This is a genomic window from Paenibacillus sp. PL91, assembly GCF_012935325.2.
GTDB lineage: Bacteria > Bacillota > Bacilli > Paenibacillales > Paenibacillaceae > Pristimantibacillus.
Window position 1 is genome coordinate 20,844 of the sequence record NZ_JABBYG020000010.1, and the last position, 21,382, is coordinate 42,225.

At 48.8% G+C, this 21,382-nt stretch carries 19 protein-coding genes; all 19 read left to right on the top strand.

Features of this window, described 5'->3' with window-relative positions; all coding sequences use genetic code 11:
- The first annotated feature begins 24 nt into the window (after positions 1-24).
- The gene (gene tig, locus HI950_RS21615) at positions 25-1,314 is read left to right on the top strand and encodes a trigger factor (protein WP_169082771.1); all 1,290 of its coding nucleotides are present in this window, start codon (positions 25-27) and stop codon (positions 1,312-1,314) included.
- 230 nt (positions 1,315-1,544) lie between these two features.
- Entirely contained in the window at positions 1,545-2,138 is a 594-nt protein-coding gene (gene clpP / locus HI950_RS21620) for an ATP-dependent Clp endopeptidase proteolytic subunit ClpP (RefSeq protein ID WP_053374767.1), read from the top strand.
- A gap of 16 nt (positions 2,139-2,154) precedes the next feature.
- Positions 2,155-3,411 carry an ATP-dependent protease ATP-binding subunit ClpX gene (clpX, locus tag HI950_RS21625; RefSeq protein WP_053374768.1) on the top strand — a complete coding sequence of 419 codons (1,257 nt, stop codon included), beginning with the start codon at positions 2,155-2,157 and terminating at the stop codon, positions 3,409-3,411.
- 196 nt (positions 3,412-3,607) lie between these two features.
- Positions 3,608-4,717: a flavodoxin-dependent (E)-4-hydroxy-3-methylbut-2-enyl-diphosphate synthase gene (gene ispG / locus HI950_RS21630; RefSeq protein ID WP_169082770.1), complete on the top strand. Its 1,110-nt coding sequence runs from the start codon at positions 3,608-3,610 to the stop codon at positions 4,715-4,717.
- A 164-nt stretch (positions 4,718-4,881) separates the two neighbouring features.
- Positions 4,882-5,979, top strand: a complete 1,098-nt coding sequence (locus HI950_RS21635) for a GerAB/ArcD/ProY family transporter (protein ID WP_223285424.1) — start codon at positions 4,882-4,884, stop codon at positions 5,977-5,979.
- Positions 5,976-7,547, top strand: a complete 1,572-nt coding sequence (locus HI950_RS21640; protein WP_187768143.1) for a spore germination protein — start codon at positions 5,976-5,978, stop codon at positions 7,545-7,547. Before HI950_RS21635 ends, HI950_RS21640 begins: the two co-directional genes overlap by 4 nt.
- A complete protein-coding gene (locus tag HI950_RS21645) occupies positions 7,544-8,647 on the top strand; it encodes a GerAB/ArcD/ProY family transporter (RefSeq protein ID WP_169082769.1) in 1,104 nt (367 codons plus the stop codon). Before HI950_RS21640 ends, HI950_RS21645 begins: the two co-directional genes overlap by 4 nt.
- The gene (locus HI950_RS21650) at positions 8,644-9,870 is read left to right on the top strand and encodes a Ger(x)C family spore germination protein (protein WP_169082768.1); all 1,227 of its coding nucleotides are present in this window, start codon (positions 8,644-8,646) and stop codon (positions 9,868-9,870) included. Before HI950_RS21645 ends, HI950_RS21650 begins: the two co-directional genes overlap by 4 nt.
- 10 nt (positions 9,871-9,880) lie before the next feature.
- A complete protein-coding gene (locus tag HI950_RS21655; protein WP_169082767.1) occupies positions 9,881-10,123 on the top strand; it encodes a hypothetical protein in 243 nt (80 codons plus the stop codon).
- 161 nt (positions 10,124-10,284) lie between these two features.
- Entirely contained in the window at positions 10,285-11,988 is a 1,704-nt protein-coding gene (gene lonB, locus HI950_RS21660) for an ATP-dependent protease LonB (RefSeq protein ID WP_169082766.1), read from the top strand.
- A gap of 37 nt (positions 11,989-12,025) precedes the next feature.
- Positions 12,026-14,395 carry an endopeptidase La gene (gene lon, locus HI950_RS21665; protein WP_169082765.1) on the top strand — a complete coding sequence of 790 codons (2,370 nt, stop codon included), beginning with the start codon at positions 12,026-12,028 and terminating at the stop codon, positions 14,393-14,395.
- Entirely contained in the window at positions 14,392-14,979 is a 588-nt protein-coding gene (gene yihA / locus HI950_RS21670; protein ID WP_169082764.1) for a ribosome biogenesis GTP-binding protein YihA/YsxC, read from the top strand. The genes lon and yihA overlap by 4 nt, the downstream gene beginning before the upstream one ends.
- A gap of 213 nt (positions 14,980-15,192) precedes the next feature.
- On the top strand, positions 15,193-15,783 hold the full coding sequence (locus HI950_RS21675) for a non-ribosomal peptide synthetase module (RefSeq protein WP_169082763.1): 591 nt from the start codon (positions 15,193-15,195) through the stop codon (positions 15,781-15,783).
- A 169-nt stretch (positions 15,784-15,952) separates the two neighbouring features.
- On the top strand, positions 15,953-16,636 hold the full coding sequence (locus HI950_RS21680; RefSeq protein ID WP_169082762.1) for a DUF4309 domain-containing protein: 684 nt from the start codon (positions 15,953-15,955) through the stop codon (positions 16,634-16,636).
- Between the two features lie 280 nt (positions 16,637-16,916).
- A complete protein-coding gene (gene speD, locus HI950_RS21685; protein WP_053374775.1) occupies positions 16,917-17,315 on the top strand; it encodes an adenosylmethionine decarboxylase in 399 nt (132 codons plus the stop codon).
- Positions 17,316-17,513: 198 nt separating this feature from the next.
- Positions 17,514-18,896: a glutamyl-tRNA reductase gene (gene hemA, locus HI950_RS21690; RefSeq protein ID WP_169082761.1), complete on the top strand. Its 1,383-nt coding sequence runs from the start codon at positions 17,514-17,516 to the stop codon at positions 18,894-18,896.
- A 22-nt stretch (positions 18,897-18,918) separates the two neighbouring features.
- The gene (locus HI950_RS21695; RefSeq protein WP_169082760.1) at positions 18,919-19,731 is read left to right on the top strand and encodes a cytochrome C assembly family protein; all 813 of its coding nucleotides are present in this window, start codon (positions 18,919-18,921) and stop codon (positions 19,729-19,731) included.
- 34 nt (positions 19,732-19,765) lie between these two features.
- A complete protein-coding gene (locus HI950_RS21700; RefSeq protein WP_169082759.1) occupies positions 19,766-20,410 on the top strand; it encodes a precorrin-2 dehydrogenase/sirohydrochlorin ferrochelatase family protein in 645 nt (214 codons plus the stop codon).
- On the top strand, positions 20,410-21,381 hold the full coding sequence (hemC, locus tag HI950_RS21705) for a hydroxymethylbilane synthase (RefSeq protein ID WP_169082758.1): 972 nt from the start codon (positions 20,410-20,412) through the stop codon (positions 21,379-21,381). Before HI950_RS21700 ends, hemC begins: the two co-directional genes overlap by 1 nt.
- Position 21,382: the final 1 nt, after the last annotated feature.

Consider the following 21,382-nt stretch of genomic DNA (forward strand, 5'->3'; position numbering starts at 1 on the left):
CATTTTCGGAGGGGAAGGCATAAAATGAAAGCAACTTGGGAAAAAATAGACAAGAACATCGTATCGATCGACGTGGAGGTTGAAGCGGAGAAGGTATCTGATGCTCTTGATCAAGCGTTCAAAAAAGTGGTTCAAAAAGTAAACGTACCTGGATTCCGTAAAGGTAAAGTGCCGCGCGGCATTTTCGAATCCCGTTTTGGAATTGAAAGCCTGTACCAGGATGCAATTGACATCCTGCTGCCAGATGCTTATTCCGATGCAGTAAAAGAACATAATCTTGAGCCGGTTGACCGTCCTGAGATCGATGTTGAGCAATTCTCAAAAGGCGAAGTATTCAAATTCAAAGCAAAAGTTATCGTTAGGCCTGAAGTTACGCTTGGCGAATACAAAGGCTTGGAAGTTGAAGCGGTCGCTTCTGAAGTTACGGAAGAGGAAGTTGCAGCTGAGCTTGAGCGTTTGCAACAGCGTCACGCTGAGCTTTCTGTAGTTGAAGAAGGCGCTGCACAAAACGGCGATATCACTGTACTTGATTTCGACGGCTATGTAGACGGCGAAGCATTTGAAGGCGGAGCAGGCGAGCGTTATTCGCTAGAGCTTGGTTCTAATTCCTTCATTCCTGGCTTCGAAGAACAAGTTGTCGGCATGCAAATCGGCGACTTCAAGGACGTTGAAGTAACGTTCCCTGAGAGCTACCACGCTGAGCACCTTGCAGGCAAGCCTGCTGTGTTCAAAGTGAAATTGCATGAAATCAAACGCAAAAACCTTCCAGCTCTTGACGATGAGTTTGCTAAAGACGTGAGCGAGTTTGATACTCTTGAAGAGTACAAGCAGGATCTCGTAGGCAAGCTGAAAGAGCGTAAAGACCAAGAAGGCGAGCAAGCTCGTGAAACAGCTGTTATTGAGAAAGCTACAGCAGCAGCGGACGTTGAAATTCCTGAGCCGATGATCGTTACGGAAACAGATTACATGATCAAGGATTTCGAAAACCGTCTTAAAGCGCAAGGCATGAACATGGAGCTTTACTTCCAGTTCTCCGGCCAAAGCGAAGACGTTCTTCGCGAGCAAATGAAAAACGATGCTGAGAAGCGCGTTCGCAACAACCTTGTGCTTGACGCAATCGCTAAAGCAGAAGGCATTGCTGCAAATGACGAGGATTTGAACGAAGAGCTTGAAAAGCTGTCTAAAGCTTACAGCCGTCCAGTTGAAGAGCTTCGCGAAATCTTCACGAAAAACGGTAACCTAAGCAGCCTTCAAGAAGATATTACACTTCGCAAAACGATCAAGTTCTTGCTTGAAAACAGCAAAGCGGTTTAATTTATCACATAAGCTAAACTAAATAAACGGTTTGTCTCAGGATAAGGCACGTCATTGGTACGTGCCTTATTTTGACCCTACATATGAAAATGTGCTTGCCATGGAGGCTAATCTCCGTACATATCGAACGGCCGTCGTCGTATACTGTAGTATTGGAAAAATGACATCAATACGATGACGTGTTACAATAAGTAAGTAACCAAAGTCATAAACGAAAAGAGGTTGGTCGCATGAATCTAGTACCGATCGTAGTCGAACAAACAAATCGCGGGGAACGTTCTTACGATATTTACTCCCGTTTGCTGAAGGACCGCATCATTTTCCTTGGGAGCGCAATCGATGATGATGTAGCAAACTCCATCATTGCACAGCTGCTGTTTCTGGCGGCCGACGATCCAGAGAAAGACATTCATCTGTACATTAACTCTCCCGGCGGCTCCGTGACTGCGGGAATGGGTATATTTGATACGATGCAATATATTAAGCCTGAGGTGTCCACGATTTGCATGGGCATGGCAGCAAGCATGGGCTCGCTTCTACTTACAGCGGGTGCGAAGGGCAAGCGTTTTGCGCTTCCTAACGCAGAGGTTATGATTCACCAGCCGCTTGGCGGCGTTCGCGGTCAAGCTTCTGATATCAAAATCCATGCGGATTGGATTTTGAAAACAAAACAAAAGCTGAATCAAATTTATGTAGATCGCACCGGACAGCCTTATGAGAAAATCGACCGCGATACCGACCGTGACAATTTCATGAGCGCGGAAGAGGCTCTTGCCTACGGTTTGATTGACAAGGTGATTACAGCACCGGTATCGACGATTTAATCGAAGGGGTGATTACATGTTTAAATTCAACGACGAAAAAGGCCAGTTGAAATGTTCATTCTGCGGCAAATCGCAGGATCAAGTACGTAAATTGGTTGCCGGTCCCGGCGTCTATATATGCGATGAGTGCATCGAGCTGTGTACCGAAATTGTTGAGGAAGAACTCGGCAATGAGGAAGAGCTTGATCTTAAGGATATTCCGAAACCGAAAGATATCCGGGCTATCCTGGACTCTTATGTCATCGGTCAAGAGTTTGCCAAAAAATCGTTGTCTGTAGCGGTATACAACCACTACAAACGGATTAATTCCGGCAGCAAAATCGAAGACGTCGAATTGCAGAAGAGCAATATTTTGCTGCTAGGTCCTACGGGCTCAGGTAAAACGCTGCTTGCTCAAACGATGGCGAAGATTTTGAACGTACCTTTTGCAATTGCGGATGCAACTTCGCTTACAGAAGCAGGTTATGTCGGCGAGGACGTTGAGAACATCTTGCTCAAGCTCATTCAGGCTGCTGACTATGATGTGGAAAAAGCGGAACGCGGCATCATTTATATCGATGAGATCGATAAAGTGGCTCGCAAATCGGAAAACCCATCGATTACTCGCGACGTGTCGGGCGAAGGCGTTCAACAAGCGCTTCTGAAAATATTGGAAGGTACGGTTGCATCCGTTCCGCCGCAAGGTGGACGCAAGCATCCGCATCAAGAGTTTATCCAAATCGATACGACAAACATTTTGTTCATTTGCGGCGGCGCGTTCGACGGGCTGGAGTCTTTGATCAAACGTCGTATCGGCAAGAAGGTTATCGGCTTCAGCTCCACGGGCGAATTGCAGAAGGATCTTAAAGCTGGCGAATACCTAACGATGGTATTGCCTGAGGATCTGCTCAAATTCGGACTTATTCCGGAGTTTGTTGGCCGTCTGCCGATCATTTCAACGCTTGAGCCGCTTGATGAGCCGGCACTCGTTCGGATTTTGTCCGAACCGAAGAATGCCCTTGTGAAGCAGTATCAGAAGCTGCTTGAGATGGACAACGTGAAGCTCGATTTCGAGCCGGCTGCACTGGATGCCATCGCGAAGGAAGCGATCAAGCGCAACACAGGCGCCCGCGGCTTGCGTGCGATTATCGAGAGCATCATGCTTGAAGTAATGTACGAGGTGCCATCACGCGATGACCTGAGTACTTGCCTCATCACCGAACAAACCGTTCAAGAAAAAATTATGCCGGAGCTTACGGCTAAGAAGACCAAGAAGAAAGAAGAGAGCGCGTAATCTAGCGTTCAAATATAAGAAGCTATAAGCCTTGCGCTTATAACTTAGCTTATATATCACCGCGAAACGTGCTTTAGCCGCCGATTGAAGGCTAAAGCACGTTTACGCTTGACTACCGTCATTGTTTCCACCCAGCCGCGCGGTTTTTGCCGCCAGTCAAAGGGTGGACTTTGCCGTTCATGGGAGAGATAAGCTTATGTACTTACGTCAAGATACGGTAGCGGTTAAAGTCGGCAATCTTACGATTGGCGGCAGCAATGAGGTTATTATTCAGAGCATGTGTACGACCAAGACTGCTGACGTAGAAGCGACTGTCGCTGAAATATTGGGACTTGAGGAAGCGGGCTGCCAGCTTGTGCGGGTTACCGTCAACAACAAGGAAGCTGCTGAAGCGATTAAAGAGATTAAGAAGCGCATTCATATCCCGCTTGTTGCGGACATTCATTTTGATTATCGTTTGGCTCTGCTGGCCATTGAGAACGGCATCGACAAGGTTCGGATTAATCCGGGCAACATCGGTCGCCGGGAACGGGTAGAGGCTGTCGTTAAGGCGTGCAAGGAAAAAGGAATTCCGATTCGGATAGGCGTTAACGCCGGCTCGCTGGAAAATCATTTGCTTGAGAAGTATGGTTACCCGACTCCGGAAGCAATGGTTGAGAGCGCGCTTTTCCATATCGGCATTTTGGAGGAGCTTGATTTCCACGATATTATCGTTTCGCTCAAAGCGTCAGATGTACCGATGGCGATTGCTGCCTACTCCATGGCCGCTAAAGTGATCAAATATCCGCTTCACCTAGGCATTACGGAAGCTGGCACGCTGCACACCGGCACGATTAAGAGCTCGGCTGGTATCGGTGCACTGCTTGCGCTCGGTATCGGCAACACGCTTAGGATCAGCCTCAGCGCCGATACGGTGGAAGAGGTTAAGGTCGCTCGCGAGCTGCTCAAAACCTTCGGACTTATTACAAATGCTGCTACTCTTGTATCCTGCCCGACCTGCGGCCGATTGGATATTGATTTATTCTCAATCGCCAATGAAGTAGAGGACTATATTTCTAAAATTAAAGTTCCGATCAAGGTGTCTGTGCTAGGCTGTGCGGTTAACGGTCCTGGAGAGGCCCGCGAAGCGGATATCGGCATCGCAGGAGCTAGAGGCGAAGGCATGCTTTTCCGTTATGGAGAGCTGATTCGCAAGGTGCCAGAAGCAGAGCTGCTAAGCGAGCTAAAGAAGGAAATCGACGAAATCGTACGCGTGTTTGAAGCGACAGGCGAAATTCCAGGCCGGAAGCATCATGCGCCGGCTTAACTCCGAGTAAGAGGCTTATTTACGTCATTTGTTGACGCGAATAAGCCTCTTTTTTTTGTTCGCAGACGGCGGGGTCGCTTCCATGGCAAGCTAATATGCATATTTTACGGAAATTAAGGAAAAATATTGTTTACAGCATGGCATGAGGCAAAGGCGGGGGGAACTTGGAGCGTATTAGTCTGAATCAATTGGGATCCCTGATTGTGATGTTTTTGATCGGCAGCTCCTCATTGTTTTTTCTGGCGAGCGATGCCGACAAGGATGCATGGCTTGCAGTTCTGATCGGCATGATATGCGGACTAATCATGTTATGGGGCGTAAACCTGAAGCTGTTTAAGATGGTTCCTCATAAAAATCTCATCGAAATCATATTCGAGCTGATGGGAAAGCCGCTTGGCTACATCATCTCATTCTCTTACGTTATTTATTTCTGCTATAAATCCATCCGCAATGTACGGGAATTTGGCGATCTGATGATTATCTATTTGCTGCCGCAAACGCCGCTGGTTTCTCTTATGCTCATTATATGCATCTTGGCGGCTTACACCGTATTTCACGGCATCGATGTTTTTTTTCGGATGTCCGAGGTTGTCCTTCCCATTGTTATTGGCATTTACGTTTTTTTATTTTTGCTAATTGCAGGCTCGGGCTTGCTTCATTTCGAAAATATTACCCCAGTGCTGGATAATGGCATCATGCCGGTTTGGGACGTAGCCTTCCCGGAGCTGATCTCCTTTCCATTTGGTGAAATGATCTTATTTTTAATGTTTTGGAAATATACGGAGAACAACAGCGGAATGGCAGTCCTGTCCATTAAATGTTATCTATTCTCCGGTTTGTTTATAACACTTACGAATGTATTCATATTCTCTGTTTTAGGCAATCTTGCGGGAACGGCTGCGGTTCCTCTCATGCAGGTGACTAACCTCATCGAATTTGCCCAATTTTTGGAGCGAATCGACCCCTTTGTCGCATTGCTGCTTTTCACCGGCGTTTTTTTTAAGCTGACAACTTATTATTTTGGAGCGGTGATGGCCTTGTCTTATTTAATTAAGCTGCAGAGGGCGTACGTCATTCTTGCTGTCGGGGCTGTCATTTTTTTTGGCTCCTTTGCTTTCAGAAACTACATGCAGCAAATCTGGTTTGGTTTTCAGTACAACATCAAATATCATTTCCCATTTTTTCAAATTGTGCTTCCATTACTGCTGCTTATGCTCGCAATGATTAAGAAGAGACAAAGCGAAAAGAGGCTTGCGGAATGAACGAGAAGCTCAAATATAACATCGAGAAGGACGTGAAGGACTTAACGCCTTTATCGAACAGCTTGGATCAAAATTTGAAAATGGTAACTGATGAGCTGGGGACGGAGCCGGATATCATGATTCGGCCGCTGCATTTGTTCAATAACGCCAAAGCGGCATTATTATACATAGCAGGCATGACAGAGGCGAATATGGTCAACCTGCTCGTGCTGAGCATGCTTTCCGAGCAGTCTTCCGGCAGCGTCGGCGGCAATGGGGAAAATGTTTTTCAGACCGTGCTCTACCGGTCGCTCGCGATCGGGGGCGTTCAAAAGCTCAAAAGCATAGATGAAGTTCTGCTCGCGATGCTCGAAGGCAATACGGTCATCCTGATTGACGGATTCAGCGAAGCCATTGCAGCTTATACCTGCGGCGTTGAGAGGAGAGCCGTAGAAGAACCGAGCACGCAAACCGTTGTCCGCGGGCCAAAGGAAGGGTTTACCGAAGCCGTACATACAAATACGTCCCTCATTCGCAACAAAATAAAGTCGACCAATCTTCGAATGGAATACCGGATCATCGGACATCAAACGCGGACGACGGTTGTTGTCGTTTACATGAAAGGGATTGCAGAGGAGAAAGTGGTGGAGGAAGTGCGCCGCCGGCTGGATGTAATCGATACAGACAGCATATTGGAGAGCGGATATATCGAGGAGTTTATTCAAGATAAAACGTTTACTCCGTTCCCGCTGCTGCAAAACTCCGAAAGGCCCGATGCGGTTGCAGCGGGGCTCCTCGAAGGGCAGGTTGCGATTATTGTAGACGGCACGCCGTTTGTACTTCTGGCTCCTGTAACGTTCGTCAAATTTTTTCAATCCAGCGAGGATTATTACCAGCGCTACGATATTGCAACGTTTTTGCGATTCATTCGCTTCGGCTCCTTTTTCGTTTCGATGCTCCTTCCGTCGCTGTACATTGCCATCACGACGTTTCATCAGGAAATGCTGCCGACCCAGCTGTTGATCAGCATTGCTGCCCAAAGGGAGGGGGTTCCTTTCCCTGCCCTAATCGAAGCGATGATCATGGAGCTTACGTTTGAAATATTGCGTGAAGCGGGCATCAGAATGCCTCGCGTTATCGGTCCTGCGATTTCGATCGTCGGCGCACTCGTGCTCGGCCAATCGGCCGTGCAGGCAGGCCTCATATCCGCCGCGATGGTCATCGTCGTTTCCTTCACGGCGATCGCCAGTTTCGTCATTCCAGCGGTCAATATGGGCACGGCGGCTCGCCTCATCCGATTTGCGCTTATGATTCTTGCCGGTACCTTCGGCGTATTCGGCATTATGGCAGGGCTTATGCTGCTGCTCACGCATCTGTCGGCGCTTCGCTCATTCGGGATTCCTTATTTGACGCCTATATCGCCTCTCGTGCCAGGCAACTTAAAGGACGTATTTATTAGGGTGCCTTGGTGGGCGATGAAAAAACGTCCGAAACTCGACAAAAAAGAGCATACAACGCGGCAGGGCAAGACGAGCAGCTATACGGAAAAAGCCGCCGACGATTCTCGCAAAGGTGGTGAAGTCAAGTGAATCAGCGCATAACGAGCTTGCAAGCGGTAGCGATCATCGTAAATACGATTCTGCCTAGCTCGATCTTGTTTATACCCAGCTACGTCATCCATATTTCGGGTCAGGATGGATGGATTTCCATCCTTTTATCGGTTGCCGCAGCCCTACTGCTCGCGTTCGTCATAGGAAGCATTTGTCTCCAAAACAATAGGACGCCGCTGCTGGACTTCCTGGCGGGCCGATTCGGAAAATTCGTCTCGACCGTGATCGGACTTGTGATGTGCGGTTATTACTTCATAACGACGGTTACGGTCGTCAGGCATTTTGCCGATTACATGTCCGAGCAAATATTGATGATGACGCCTCTGCTCTTGCTGGTGAGCATCATCGTGCTTGTATCCGTCTATATGGCCTCGCAAGGGATCGAAGTGATGGCTCGGGTGCATTTTATCGTATTCGTATTTGTTTTGCTATTCGTTGGCTTGAATGTGCTGCTCCTAGGGGGCCAGTATGATTTTTCACAATTCCTTCCGGTATTCGATAGCACGCCGATTCGCCTTGCCGTATCCGGCTTTATGCCGCTAGGCTGGCTCTCGGAAATTGCGGCGCTGCTGCTCTTGCTCCCGTATTTGGAGAAAGCATCCTCGGCAAGGGGAATCGCCATATGGGGCACGCTGATTTCCGGCATTCTCATTTCGGTTATTACGGCAGTGACGATTGCGGTATTCGGGACAAAAATTATCGGTGCGATGTCCTATCCTGCATTTGCGGCGATCGGCACGATCGAAATCGGACAATTCGTTGAGCGGGTGGATGTACTGCTGCTCTCGGCATGGACGGCATCGATGTTTGCGAAGGTGTCGGTTTCCATGTTTGTTTTTTTTCATTTGGTTTCGGATACGTTTAAAATCAAAGCGCACCCTGCTTTGTATTTAGCCGGGGGCGCGCTTGTCGTCGCTATGGCGTTGTACTCTTGGCCGAGCAGCGTTGCGGTTGTCAAATATAGCTATTCGACGCTGACCATCTTTTTCTTATTGAACAATTACGCGGTTTCTCTGCTCATTTGGTGCGGCCTTCGCCTAACGCGCCATAAGGCAAAGACGGGAGAGGCTGGCGTATGAGGGAGCAGTTCATGCTTGTCCGTATGCTCGTCATTTTGCTGTGCGCGGCTCTGCTGCCTGGCTGCTGGAACAGAATCGAATTGAATGAGTTAGCCATTACGGCCGCTACCTCGATAGACAGAAAGGGCAATGATTGGCTGGTTTCATTCCAAGTCGTTATTCCTTCCTCGATTTCTTCCGGGATCGGCATTACAGGCGGCGGCGCCGGCGCCCCGGTTAACGTCTATTCGACGGTGGGCAAAACGATAAGGGAGGCAAATTCGCGAAGCTTCTTCGAGAGCCCGCGCAAGCTTTATTTTGCGCATAACCGTGTCATAGTCGTTAGCGAAGAAACGGCGAGGAGAGGGTTGAATCCGATTTTAGACGTTTATTTGCGCAATACGGACGCGAGGGAAACCGTTGACGTATTGATAACGCCGGGAAGCGCCCGTAAAATTTTGGAGCAAATGATGCAAATTCAAAAAATTTCTGGCAACGGCATAAGGGAGATCAACCATTTGGAAGCCGAATATACTTCTGTGCTGCCTGAAGTGAAAATGTACCAGCTTGCGATGAATTTGGCCAGCGATTCGGCCAGCGCGCTATTGCCGGAAGTATTCGTGTCAGGGGATTCGGAATCGTCCGACTTGAAGACATTCGAAAAAACGACGCTTCCGGCAAAAATCAAGCTGGGCAGGGCAGCTTTAATAAAAAAAGACAAAATGGTAGGCTGGCTGACCCGGAAAGAAGCGCTTGGCGTCGCTTTCATAAGAAACGATATCAAGAAATCGATTTTAACTATCGCCTGCCCCAATGAGAGCGAAAAATTTTCAACGGTTATGATCGGCAATTCTTCGACGGAGCTGACGCCTTCCGTGAAAGAGGGGAAAATGTCCGTGAAGGTTAAGATTAAAGGAAAAGCCTCGCTGACGCAGTCCGACTGCAAGGAAATGGATTTTTATAATCCGGCAGTGATTGCGAGCCTAGAGCAGGAGGTTGAAAAGGAGATCGTCGGCTCCGCGAATGCGGGCTGGAGGGCCGCACGGAAATATAAAACCGATGCGGTCGGTTTTGCCGATATGGCACATCGGAAGTACCGCAAGCAATGGCGGGTATGGAAGCAGAATTGGGATGCCGCTTTCTCCGCTATCGAAATCAATGTGACTGCCGATATTACGATGACGAATGTGGGGCTTAGCAATAAGCCGTTTAACGTAAATAATTTGCGCAACGGCAAAGAATAGGGGGCGCGTCATGGATATAAAGACAGCTGCATTCGGCACTGCGTTTGTCGCGGCGCTCTGGCTCGGCATCAAGCCGCTCCTGAAGCAAGGCAAGCACCGGGAGTATATGCTTTATGCGACGATGATCGTATGGGCGGCTTACTTATTTGCTTCCGAGCATTTTGAATGGCCGCCAATGACACTAGTAACGCTAATGACGCTAATGGTCTCGCCCATAGAACATTTTTTAAACATCATGAGCTGGCTGCGGTAGCAATCAGCGATTGCGAAAAATAACTGCTTTAACGGTTATTACCACTTCACAGGGGCAATACTATCAATACGCATGCTTATTACGGATAGGTTGCTTATTTGAATATAAGCTTACTACTAAGACGGCATCAGCCGTTTGCGCTTGAGAGGAGCGGATTGCTAATGAGTTTAAGTGTTGTATTGATGTTGATCCAAGTGTTTTTTGCGGTCGTAATTGGCTTGTATTTCTGGAACCTGCTGCGCAATCAGAAGACGAACCGCTCGGCCGTTGACCGAGAATCGCGCAAAGAGATGGACAAGCTGCGGAAGCTAAGGAGCATATCGCTTACGAAGCCTCTAGCCGAGAAGACAAGGCCGCAAGCAATGCAGGATATTGTGGGGCAGCGTGACGGCCTGCGTGCCTTAAAGGCGGCGCTGTGCAGCGCTAACCCGCAGCATGTCATTATATATGGACCGCCGGGCGTCGGGAAGACGGCTGCGGCCCGTGTCGTACTGGAGGAAGCGAAAAAAAATCCATCCTCGCCGTTTTTGCCGGAGGCGAAGTTTACAGAGATCGATGCGACTACCGCTCGTTTTGACGAGCGCGGAATAGCCGATCCGCTCATCGGCTCCGTGCATGACCCGATTTACCAGGGTGCAGGCGCAATGGGTGTTGCCGGCATTCCACAGCCTAAGCCAGGTGCTGTGACGAAGGCGCATGGCGGGATTTTGTTTATTGACGAAATTGGTGAATTGCATCCGGTTCAAATGAATAAATTGTTAAAAGTGCTGGAAGACCGTAAAGTATTTCTGGAGAGCGCTTATTATAATTCGGAGGATTCGAATATACCGGTGTATATTCATGATATTTTCCAGAACGGACTGCCAGCTGATTTCCGTCTAGTTGGCGCGACAACGCGTTCGCCGCAGGAGATTCCGCCTGCAATAAGGTCCCGCTGCATGGAAGTGTTTTTCCGTCCGCTGCTTGCCGATGAAATTGCTTTGGTAGCCGAAAACGCGGTCAAAAAAATCGGCTTCCCGCCATGTCCTGAAGCGATTGATGTCGTGAAGCGGTACGCGACCAACGGACGCGAAGCGGTTAATGTTATTCAGCTTGCTGCGGGCGTCGCTTTATCTGAAAAGCGGGACAGCATCTCTGCGGGTGATATTGAGTGGGTCGTAAACAGCAGCCAAATTCCGCCCCGTCCTGACCGCAAGGTGCCTGAGGCGCCACAAATCGGCTTCGTTAACGGTCTTGCCGTGTATGGGCCAAACATGGGAACGCTGCTTGAAATCGAAGTTAGCGCGATTCCTGCGGCTGCAGGCAAAGGCCAGTTCACGATTACCGGTGTTGTTGATGAGGAGGAACTCGGCGGCGGCTCGCGAACACTTAGAAGAAAAAGTATGGCAAAAGGCTCAGTGGAAAATGTAATTACAGTATTGCGTCGAATTGGTTTGAATCCGCAGGATTTTGATTTGCATATCAACTTTCCCGGCGGCACGCCAATCGACGGACCTTCTGCGGGAATTGCAATGGCAACGGCCATAACGTCAGCGATCAAAGGCATTCCAATCGATAACAAGCTGGCAATGACCGGCGAGGTTGGCATTCATGGCAACGTGAAGCCTGTTGGCGGCGTATTGGCTAAGGTTGAGGCTGCGTTCCAAGCTGGGGCAAAAACGGTCATTATCCCAAGGGAGAACTGGCAGGCTATATTTGCAGATTTGGAAGGACTTAAGGTCATTCCGGTTGAAAAGGTGGAAGAAGTGTTTAAGTATGTATTTCCAGGTGCCGAGGTATCCCCTGTACGGGTGGATGCTCCGCTTGGAACAGATCTTTTTATCGCTTCTGCCGTTCCGTATTTGCAGGCAGATTCCGTAGAATGATAAACTAGGGTAGACGTTAACATTTGGAGGTGCTGGTGTGGGACCTAGTAAATCGAAAGGTCGTCGGCTGCCCTTGCTTCCGCTAAGAGGGCTACTCGTTTATCCCAGCATGGTGCTCCACCTTGATGTGGGTAGGGACAAATCGGTTCGTGCGTTAGAACGCGCGATGGTCGAAGATCATATGATATTGCTTTGTTCACAGTCTGAAGTGAACATTGAGGAGCCGACGGAGGAAGATATTTATAAAGTCGGCACCATTGCAAAGGTAAGGCAGATGCTGAAGCTGCCTAACGGTACGATCCGCGTGCTCGTGGAGGGTGTTACGCGCGCGGAGATTTTGGACTATTTGCCGAATGACGAGTTTTACGAGGTATCGGTTCGAGAATTGCCGGAGCAGGAGACGGACGATCCAGAAGTGGATGCCCTTATGCGCTCCGTATTAAATCAATTCGAGCATTATATATCGTTGTCGAAGAAGGTTACGCCGGAGACGTATGCGGCCGTATCGGACATCGATGATCCGGGCCGCCTTGCGGATGTTATTACAAGCCATTTATCGCTCAAGATCAAGGATAAGCAGGACATTCTTGAAACGGTCGATGTCGGCGAGCGCCTCGAGAGGCTGCTTGATATTTTGAACAACGAGCGCGAGGTGCTTGAGCTCGAGCGCAAAATAAACCAACGCGTCAAGAAGCAAATGGAGAAGACGCAGAAGGAATATTATTTGCGCGAGCAGATGAAGGCGATCCAAAAGGAGCTTGGCGAGAAGGAAGGCCGCGCTGGCGAGGTAGAGGAGCTGCGGTCGCAGCTGGCTGAAGCGGGCGTGCCGGAGCATGTGAAGGAGAAGATCGAGAAGGAAATCGATCGGCTCGAGAAGATGCCCTCTACCTCTGCGGAGGGCGGCGTTATCCGCAATTATATCGACTGGCTTCTTTCCCTGCCTTGGAATAAGACGACGGATGACGATCTGAGCCTCAGCAAAGCAGAAGCTATTCTCAATGATGACCATTACGGCCTAGAGAAGCCGAAGGAGCGGGTGCTCGAATATTTGGCGGTGCAGCAGCTTGTCAAGCAATTGAAGGGACCCATTCTTTGCTTGGTTGGGCCTCCTGGCGTCGGCAAAACGTCGCTTGCCCGTTCAATCGCGAAGTCGCTTGGACGCAAATTTGTTCGCATCTCGCTAGGTGGCGTGCGCGATGAAGCGGAAATCCGCGGTCACCGTCGTACTTATGTTGGCGCCATGCCGGGAAGAATCATCCAAGGAATGAAGACCGCGGGCTCGCTAAATCCGGTGTTCCTGCTTGATGAGATCGACAAAATGGCGATGGACTTCCGCGGAGATCCGGCATCAGCGCTACTAGAGGTGCTAGATCCGGAGCAAAACAATACGTTCAGCGACCATTTTGTCGAGGTGCCATTCAATTTGTCCAATGTCATGTTCGTGACAACAGCTAATGCGATGCACAATATTCCTCGTCCGCTGCTGGATCGGATGGAAGTGTTGTACATTCCTGGCTATACCGAGCTTGAGAAGCTGCAGATCGGCAATCGTTATTTGCTGCCGAAGCAGAAGAAGGAGCATGGCCTAACCGAGGAGCAGCTAATCATTTCGGAAGAAGTGCTGCTGCAGCTGGTTCGGGAGTATACGCGGGAATCCGGCGTTCGGAATTTGGAGCAGCAAATCGCAGCGGTATGCCGGAAGGCAGCGAAGCATTTTGTATCTAAGGAGCAGGAGGAAGCGCCAGAGCCGCTAGAGGTTACGAGCGATCTGCTTAAGGAGTGGCTTGGACCTGCCAAATTCCGTTATGGCCTCGCAGAAAGCGAGAACCAAATCGGCGCGGTGACCGGTTTGGCATGGACGGAAGTTGGCGGAGATACGCTTGTTATCGAGGTTACGGTAATGCCGGGTAGCGGAAAGCTAACGTTAACTGGTAAACTAGGTGATGTCATGAAGGAATCCGCGCAAGCTGCGTTCAGCTATACGCGCTCGAAAGCGATCGAGCTGGGCATTGACCCAGGCTTCCATGAGAAAAACGACATTCATATCCATATCCCAGAGGGAGCCATTCCTAAGGATGGTCCATCCGCGGGCATTACCATTGCAACAGCGCTTATTTCAGCTCTTACGAATCGCTATGTGAATAAGGAAGTGGCGATGACAGGCGAAATAACGCTCAGAGGCCGTGTGCTTCCGATTGGCGGTTTGAAAGAAAAATCGCTTGCCGCGCATCGTGCAGGCATTCGCAAGGTGCTGTTGCCGAAAGAAAATGAACGGGATCTACGGGATATTCCCGATAGCGTGCGCAATGATATGCAATTTTTTCCTGTCAGTCATATGGATGAAGTGCTGCAGCATGCGTTGCTTCCGATTCAAACGGAGGAGAAGGCAGGTACATCGATTTTATGAAAATTACACAAGCTCAGTTCGTCATCAGTGCAGTAAAACCCCATCAATACCCAGAGGACGCCTTGCCAGAGATAGCTCTGGCAGGGCGTTCGAATGTCGGAAAATCTTCATTGATCAACAAACTGATTTTACGCAAAAACTTAGCGCGTACGAGCTCGCAGCCGGGCAAGACGCAGCAGCTCAACTATTACCGGGTCAATGATCTAATCTATTTGGTCGATTTTCCGGGTTATGGGTATGCCAAGGTATCCAAGACACAGCGCGTGCAGTTTGGTGAAATGATCGAACGCTACATTCGCGATCGCGAGCCACTTAAGCTGCAGCTGCTTGTCATCGATATTCGCCATGAGCCATCGCAGCAGGATCAACAAATGTACAAATGGCTGAAGCATTACGAAATTCCGACCTGCATCGTCGCAACGAAGGCGGATAAAATTCCGAAGTCCAAATGGGACAAACATATCAAGATGATTAAAAAGACGCTGGAGGCAGATCCACGCGATTCCGTCGTCTTATTTTCCTCTGAATTGGGCATCGGACGGGAGCAGCTTTGGGATATCATTAACGAAGCGATTGCAACATAAGGTAGCAAGTGCAGCAAGTTATGATATAAAGCAGAGGATACAGTGAAAAAGTCGGCATTCCTCGTGAATTCTACCGTTATTTTGTGGAATATGCGAGAATATCGGGGATGGACGACAGGAATAAAATGTTCGGATCACGTATAATATACTTAAGCAACAAGACCAAAGTACAAAGACCAAACCGTGCAAGTTCAAAGAATTGAGGAGATTTTTATGGCTAAGCGGCTAGCCACAGAGTATGTAAATGCCAAACTGCAATTGACGAATGAAGAGATGGCTGAGTTTATCCGTTTATTTGAAGAGCAGCAAATTCGCCTTCAGGTGCTAGTGCTCGATAATGGAAATCAGGAGCTCGTTCTCGAAGATGTAGCAGGGAGGGAAGAAGTCCGACTGACCTTTGAACGTCAACAAGACTATTATGTATGCGTACTATCTTGCCGTCTTGTTCAACCGAGGCTGACCAATGCCATGCGAAAAGCAGTATCTGCTTTCCGCGGGAACGCGATCGTCAACCGAATCTACAGTCATTATACGATGATCTATCATTATAAGAACGGTTCCGTTCACCAAATTGTCGAAAGCTCTAAGACCGGCGACCGTGTCGTATTCGAGTTTAAGGATACGCTAGGCCAATTGGAGCGCGTGTTCCACAGTCGTCTGATTGAGCGTGAGATTGGTCTTCTGGGCAGCGCAGTCAATGAGTTGCTTGATCTTCGCAACCAAACGAAGGACGCGGATGAAATTGGCAAGATCGATGAGCGATTGACCGATTTGACTCGAAAGCTCTTCGCGCTAGAAGCGTAATGAAGCAAGTTCAATAAGGAATAGGGAAGCCGCTGTAGCGGCTTCTCTTTTTTTTTCCTAATATTACACTGGTGATAAGTGCAACATATTTCACTCTTTTGCAGTTAGTAACTGGGTATAGCGATTTGGATGACACCTAAGATACTAGACATAAAGAGGAGATGGACTTATGTTAAACCAAACAAGACGATTCAAACAGTTTGCAATCGGCATTTCCTTTGCGATTGCCTTATCATTAACAGCCTGCAGCAATGACGAGTCGAGCGCAAATCCGACTCCGCCGCCAGCAACGGAGGCTCCTGCCGAACAGCCAAGCACCGAACCAACCAATGAACCTGCAGTTAAACCGAGCACAGAGCCATCACAGCAGCCAGGCGAATCAGCAGGCACAGACAATGGCGAAGCAGGTAGCGGGACACAAATCGGCGTGCTGATTGGCTCGATATATGATTTGGCCAAGGAAGGGAAGGTTGCAGGCAGCGACTATGCCGCGCACATCGCTCTTTATGATGATATTGAGAAAAAATGGGGCAAGGCGGATGATAATGAATCGGCTGGAAAAGGCATGTATGCAACTTATGTGGACAAAGGCATTACCTTTGGCTATAACAAAGGAATGGTCGTATTTGATGTAAGGTCCTATTCAGACAAGCTTCAAGTGATTACGTTAAAGGATCTTGAGATTGCTCTGGGCAGCGCGGACGAGAAGTCAGTAAACGGTACGGACGAAATTTACACATACCAAGTGAATAAACAGTATCAGCTTAAATTTATTATTGCGAAAGCTACAGGAAAGGTCGATCATATCTCCGTAATCAGCCCTGAGGATACTAAAAATAATATGGCGGGGTAAGCGGAGCTGCTGTAGCGGGATAAGCTTACCTGTCATACATTGAAAACGGGGCTGGCGTATAAGCTTTTCCAAACCGAAATAAAAAAAAGTATTGCAATTATTTCGGATAGATGTTATTTTTATTCTCGTTGAAAAGATTGTTGATGATAATAATAGGAACCAGGATTCACTCAGGACATAGTTATGTTGCGAGAGATTAATCCCTCGAGAAGTGAATGACGTAGGTCCTAGCGGATGAAATTTTTCAAACATTTTATTCCTAGGAAGGGGGAACCGAAAGATGGAATACTCAACTTTCGGAAGACACGTTGCTGTTGATACTTGGGGTGTAGACTTTGATCTACTGAACAGCGCTGAATTTTTGCAATCACACATGGTAGAGGCTGCTGAAGCATGTGGTGCTACTGTATTGTCAGTTCAAGCAAAACAATTCGATCCTCAAGGCGCAACTGTACTCGTGATGCTGTCGGAGAGTCACCTCTCGATTCATACGTATCCAGAGAGAGGCTTTGCCGCGCTAGACTGTTATACCTGCGGTGAAACTGTAGATCCTCAGCTTGCGATCGACTACATGCTCGCTGTATTGAAGCCAAAAGCGACTTATGCGAAGAAGCTTGTACGTGGTATGGGTGAACTGCAAGTGGAAGAACCGAAAATGAAACAAACTGAGCTCGTTTAAGAGCTTTAAAACTTATCGATCATAGCGAAATAACCATGGATTTCATCCATGGTTATTTCTTTGCATGAAAAGGGAATAATGATTGTGTACTTTTCAAATATTATTCATAAATGAACATTATCTGAATGTCCAACTATGCTATAATTATCGTTAACATCAAGGCAAAGACGCACTAGAGAAGGAGGCAGGTGACCGCGCATGCACATTATCGCAGTTGGACTGAATTATCGAACGGCTCCCGTAGAAGTAAGAGAACAGTTCGCTTTCGCGGAACGGGATTTGCCGGAGGCATTAATACAGCTCATTCAGACACAAAGCATCATGGAATGTGTCATAGTAGCGACCTGCAATCGTACGGAGCTATACGCAGTTGTAGACAGGCACCATCTATGTGGACATTACATTCGCAGCTTTATGGAAAAGTGGTTTAAATTGCCTAGACAGCAATTTACGAACCATTTATATATGTATGAGGACGAGAAGGCGATCGATCATCTGTTCCGGGTAACGAGCGGGCTGGATTCGATGGTCATTGGCGAAACTCAAATATTGGGACAAGTGAAAAACGCATTTTTGCTTGCACAGCAGCAGAAAACGACAGGTACCGTATTCAACATGCTGTTTAAGCAAGCTGTTACGATGGCCAAGCGTGCTCATTCCGAGACGACGATCGGCGAATCGGCTGTTTCTGTCAGCTACGCTGCGGTAGAGCTGGGGAAACGGATTTTTGGCCAATTCAACAAAAAAACAGTAATGGTTATCGGCGCTGGCGAGACGAGCGAGCTTACGGCCAAGCACTTATACGCGAACGGCGCTGACCGCGTTGTCGTTGTGAACCGGACTTATGAGCGCGCTGCAAAGCTGGCGGATAAATTTAACGGCTCTGCCTGGTCTATGGAAGAGGCGGCTGAGAAGCTGCATGAAGCGGACATTATCATCAGCTCGACAGGCTCGGACGGTTACGTGCTGACACGTCAGCAGGTTGCATCAGCGATGCAGCGTCGCAAGGCAAAGCCGCTGTTCATGATCGACATTGCGGTTCCGCGTGATTTGGACCCATCGATTGCTGCGGTGGAAAATGTGTTCTTATACGATATTGATGACTTGGAGGGCATTGTGGAAAGTAATCTGGAGCATCGCCGCCAAGAAGCATCCAAAATCGAAGCCATGATCGCCGAGGAGATCGACCTGTTCGAGCAGTGGTATAAAACGCTTGGCGTCGTTCCGCTTATTAGATCGCTGCAAACGAAAGCAGCCAGCATTCATGAGGAAACGATGAACAGCTTGACGAATAAGCTTCCGGATCTTGGCGAGCATGAGCTTAAAGTAATCCGCAAGCTAACGAAGAGCATCGTTAACCAGATGATGCAGGACCCGATTTTGCGTATCAAAGAAATGGCCGGCGAGAAACGAGCAGATGAAGCGATGGACATGTTTGTCAAGCTGTTCGCGCTCGAGGATGAGCTTACCAAAACGCGTCAAGCTGAGCTTGAAGCGGCATCAGCTGCTGTCGCTGCAGAAAAAAAGAAAATCGTTCAACCCCATGCAGCAGCGGCGGTATTAGCACCTATTACAAGATAGATGGCCGCAATGTGGAGGAACTATGGTGACGCAAAACTTTTTATATGATGCGATACTTTATATTTACGCCCTGAGCCTCCTGTTTTATTTCTCCGACTTCATTAACGCAAGTCGGAGAGCGAAACGGGTGGGTGCAGGGCTGCTTATTTTTGTTTGGGTATTGCAGACTGGTTATTTGGTTGCTCGCATCGTGTCCCATTTGCAAATGACCGAAATAACGACGTTTGAGTATTGGCTTTGCTTTTCATGGTTATTGGTCACGATATCGTTAGTCATCAGCCGATTTATAAAAATTGATTTTGTCGTATTTTTCGTCAATGTAATAGGCTTTGCGGTGTTAGCGCTCAATCTCTATAGCAGTCCTGGAAACGGTGAATCGCTAGAGGTTTGGAAAACGACAAGAGAGCTATTATATATTCATATCAGTCTTATAATGTGCGCTTATGCGGCGCTGACACTTGGCGCTTTGTTCGCTGGCATGTATATGTTCCTGCATAATCAATTGAAACGAAAACGGTGGACGAACTTCGTTCGCAGACTGCCGAGCTTAGATGCGATTGAGCGTTATGGCGATCGGGCCGTTATTATCGGTGTTCCGCTGCTTGCGATGTCGCTCGCCATTGCGGTTACTTCGTTGCTTGTTGAAGGACGAGCCGGGCTGCTGCTGGATTGGAAAGTGCTCTCTTCACTTGGAACATTGATTATGTATGTGATTTATGTGTATCAGAGAGCGATGCTGAGAAGGCCAGGGCTGCAATTAGCCCGTTTGTATATATTTTCGTTTGGCTTGCTGCTTTTGAATTTATTTTCTAATTACTTTTCTTCTTTTCACTAGTGAGGGAGCGAGGCAGCAGGGAGGTATAGCCCAGATGAATGGATATTATCCGGTCGTCTTGCAGTTAAAAGGCAAACGCTGCGTTGTCATTGGAGGCGGGAGCATCGCGCAGCGAAAGCTGCTTGGGCTTCTGGAAGCGGGAGCGGACGAGGTATGGGTCATTAGCCCAACCTTCACTCCAAAAATCGAAAGGCTAGCCGAAGAGGGAAAGATCCTCTGTTTCCAGCGAGAGTACAGCGAAGCTGACTTGCGGGGAGCATGGCTTGTTTTTGCGGCAACCAATGACAGCCTTGTGAATGCAGAGGTAGCGGCCGCCGGGGAGCAGCTTGGCGTTCTCGTAAACGCGGCGGATGAATCAAAGAGCAGCTCATTTATTTCTCCCTCTGTTGTAAGAAGAGGCGATTTATTGCTGGCGGTTACGGCTTCTGGCGCAAGCCCCGCATTGTCGCAGCAGATCAAGCAGGAGCTGGAAGCGCAGTACGGGCCGCAATATGAAGAGATAACAAATCGGCTTCGGCGTTTACGCGAGCTTGTACGAAGCAGAGTGTTGGATGAGCAGGATAGGCAAACCGTTTTGAAGCTTGCAGCCGAGGAGGCTGTGCAGCAGAGGAGAAACAGCTTTGACATCGATGAATGGCTGCAGAGCTTGCTTCATCGGATAGACAGGGGGCTTACATAATGGCAACGGTAAATGAAGGGCAAAGAGTCATCGTTGTAGGAACAAGGCAAAGCGCGCTCGCTTTGACGCAGACGGGTCAAGTGATCGAGGAGCTGAAGCGAATCAGCGAGAAGCATGGCTTCGATTACACGTTTGAAGTGAAAAAAATAGTGACAAAGGGCGATCGTATTCTGGATGTCACTCTGTCCAAGGTAGGCGGCAAGGGATTATTCGTAAAAGAAATTGAACAAGCGCTCGTAGACGGCGTTATCGACATGGCTGTACATAGCATGAAGGATATGCCTTACGCGCTACCGGAAGGCCTGATTAACGGCGCCATTCCGAAACGTGTGGATCCTAGGGATTGCCTCGTTATGCGTGAAGGAGGCAGCTTGGACGATTTGCCGCTAGGCGCCCGGGTGGGTACTAGCAGCCTGCGCCGCTCCAGCCAGCTCAAAAATGCGAGGCCGGATCTTCAGCTCGAATCCATTCGCGGCAACATCGATTCCCGCATTCGCAAGCTGGAAACCGAAGGCTTTGACGCGGTGGTGCTTGCTGCCGCAGGCCTTACGCGCATGGGATGGCAGGACCGCATTTCCTCGAATATTCCTGTGGATGTGTGCCTGCCTGCCGTAGGACAAGGCGCGCTTGGCATTGAATGCCGCGAGGATGACGTGCAAATAAGGGAATTGCTGTCCCTGATTAATGATAATGAGACGGAACTGACCGTACGCGCGGAGCGCAGCTTTCTTGGTACACTGAACGGAGGCTGCCAAGTCCCAATTGGAGCTTATTGTGTACTCGGCGAAGAAGACGGCGGACCAAACGGCAAGCGCCAGCTCGTTATGACGGGAATGGTCGGTTCGCCAGACGGAACAACACTGCTGAAGGAAGTGAAGCAGGGTACGGACCCCGAGCAGCTTGGACGGGATGTAGCTGCTGCACTCATCGAACGTGGTGCAGACCGCATTTTAGCTGAAATTGGGGAGTGAC

Coding starts and splice junctions, on each gene's coding strand:
- tig (WP_169082771.1), top strand. CDS start 25: ATGAAAGCAACTTGGGAAAAAATAGACAAGAACATCGTATCGATCGAC.
- clpP (WP_053374767.1), top strand. CDS start 1,545: ATGAATCTAGTACCGATCGTAGTCGAACAAACAAATCGCGGGGAACGT.
- clpX (WP_053374768.1), top strand. CDS start 2,155: ATGTTTAAATTCAACGACGAAAAAGGCCAGTTGAAATGTTCATTCTGC.
- ispG (WP_169082770.1), top strand. CDS start 3,608: ATGTACTTACGTCAAGATACGGTAGCGGTTAAAGTCGGCAATCTTACG.
- HI950_RS21640 (WP_187768143.1), top strand. CDS start 5,976: ATGAACGAGAAGCTCAAATATAACATCGAGAAGGACGTGAAGGACTTA.
- HI950_RS21650 (WP_169082768.1), top strand. CDS start 8,644: ATGAGGGAGCAGTTCATGCTTGTCCGTATGCTCGTCATTTTGCTGTGC.
- HI950_RS21655 (WP_169082767.1), top strand. CDS start 9,881: ATGGATATAAAGACAGCTGCATTCGGCACTGCGTTTGTCGCGGCGCTC.
- lonB (WP_169082766.1), top strand. CDS start 10,285: ATGAGTTTAAGTGTTGTATTGATGTTGATCCAAGTGTTTTTTGCGGTC.
- yihA (WP_169082764.1), top strand. CDS start 14,392: ATGAAAATTACACAAGCTCAGTTCGTCATCAGTGCAGTAAAACCCCAT.
- HI950_RS21675 (WP_169082763.1), top strand. CDS start 15,193: ATGGCTAAGCGGCTAGCCACAGAGTATGTAAATGCCAAACTGCAATTG.
- HI950_RS21680 (WP_169082762.1), top strand. CDS start 15,953: ATGTTAAACCAAACAAGACGATTCAAACAGTTTGCAATCGGCATTTCC.
- speD (WP_053374775.1), top strand. CDS start 16,917: ATGGAATACTCAACTTTCGGAAGACACGTTGCTGTTGATACTTGGGGT.
- hemA (WP_169082761.1), top strand. CDS start 17,514: ATGCACATTATCGCAGTTGGACTGAATTATCGAACGGCTCCCGTAGAA.
- HI950_RS21695 (WP_169082760.1), top strand. CDS start 18,919: ATGGTGACGCAAAACTTTTTATATGATGCGATACTTTATATTTACGCC.
- HI950_RS21700 (WP_169082759.1), top strand. CDS start 19,766: ATGAATGGATATTATCCGGTCGTCTTGCAGTTAAAAGGCAAACGCTGC.
- hemC (WP_169082758.1), top strand. CDS start 20,410: ATGGCAACGGTAAATGAAGGGCAAAGAGTCATCGTTGTAGGAACAAGG.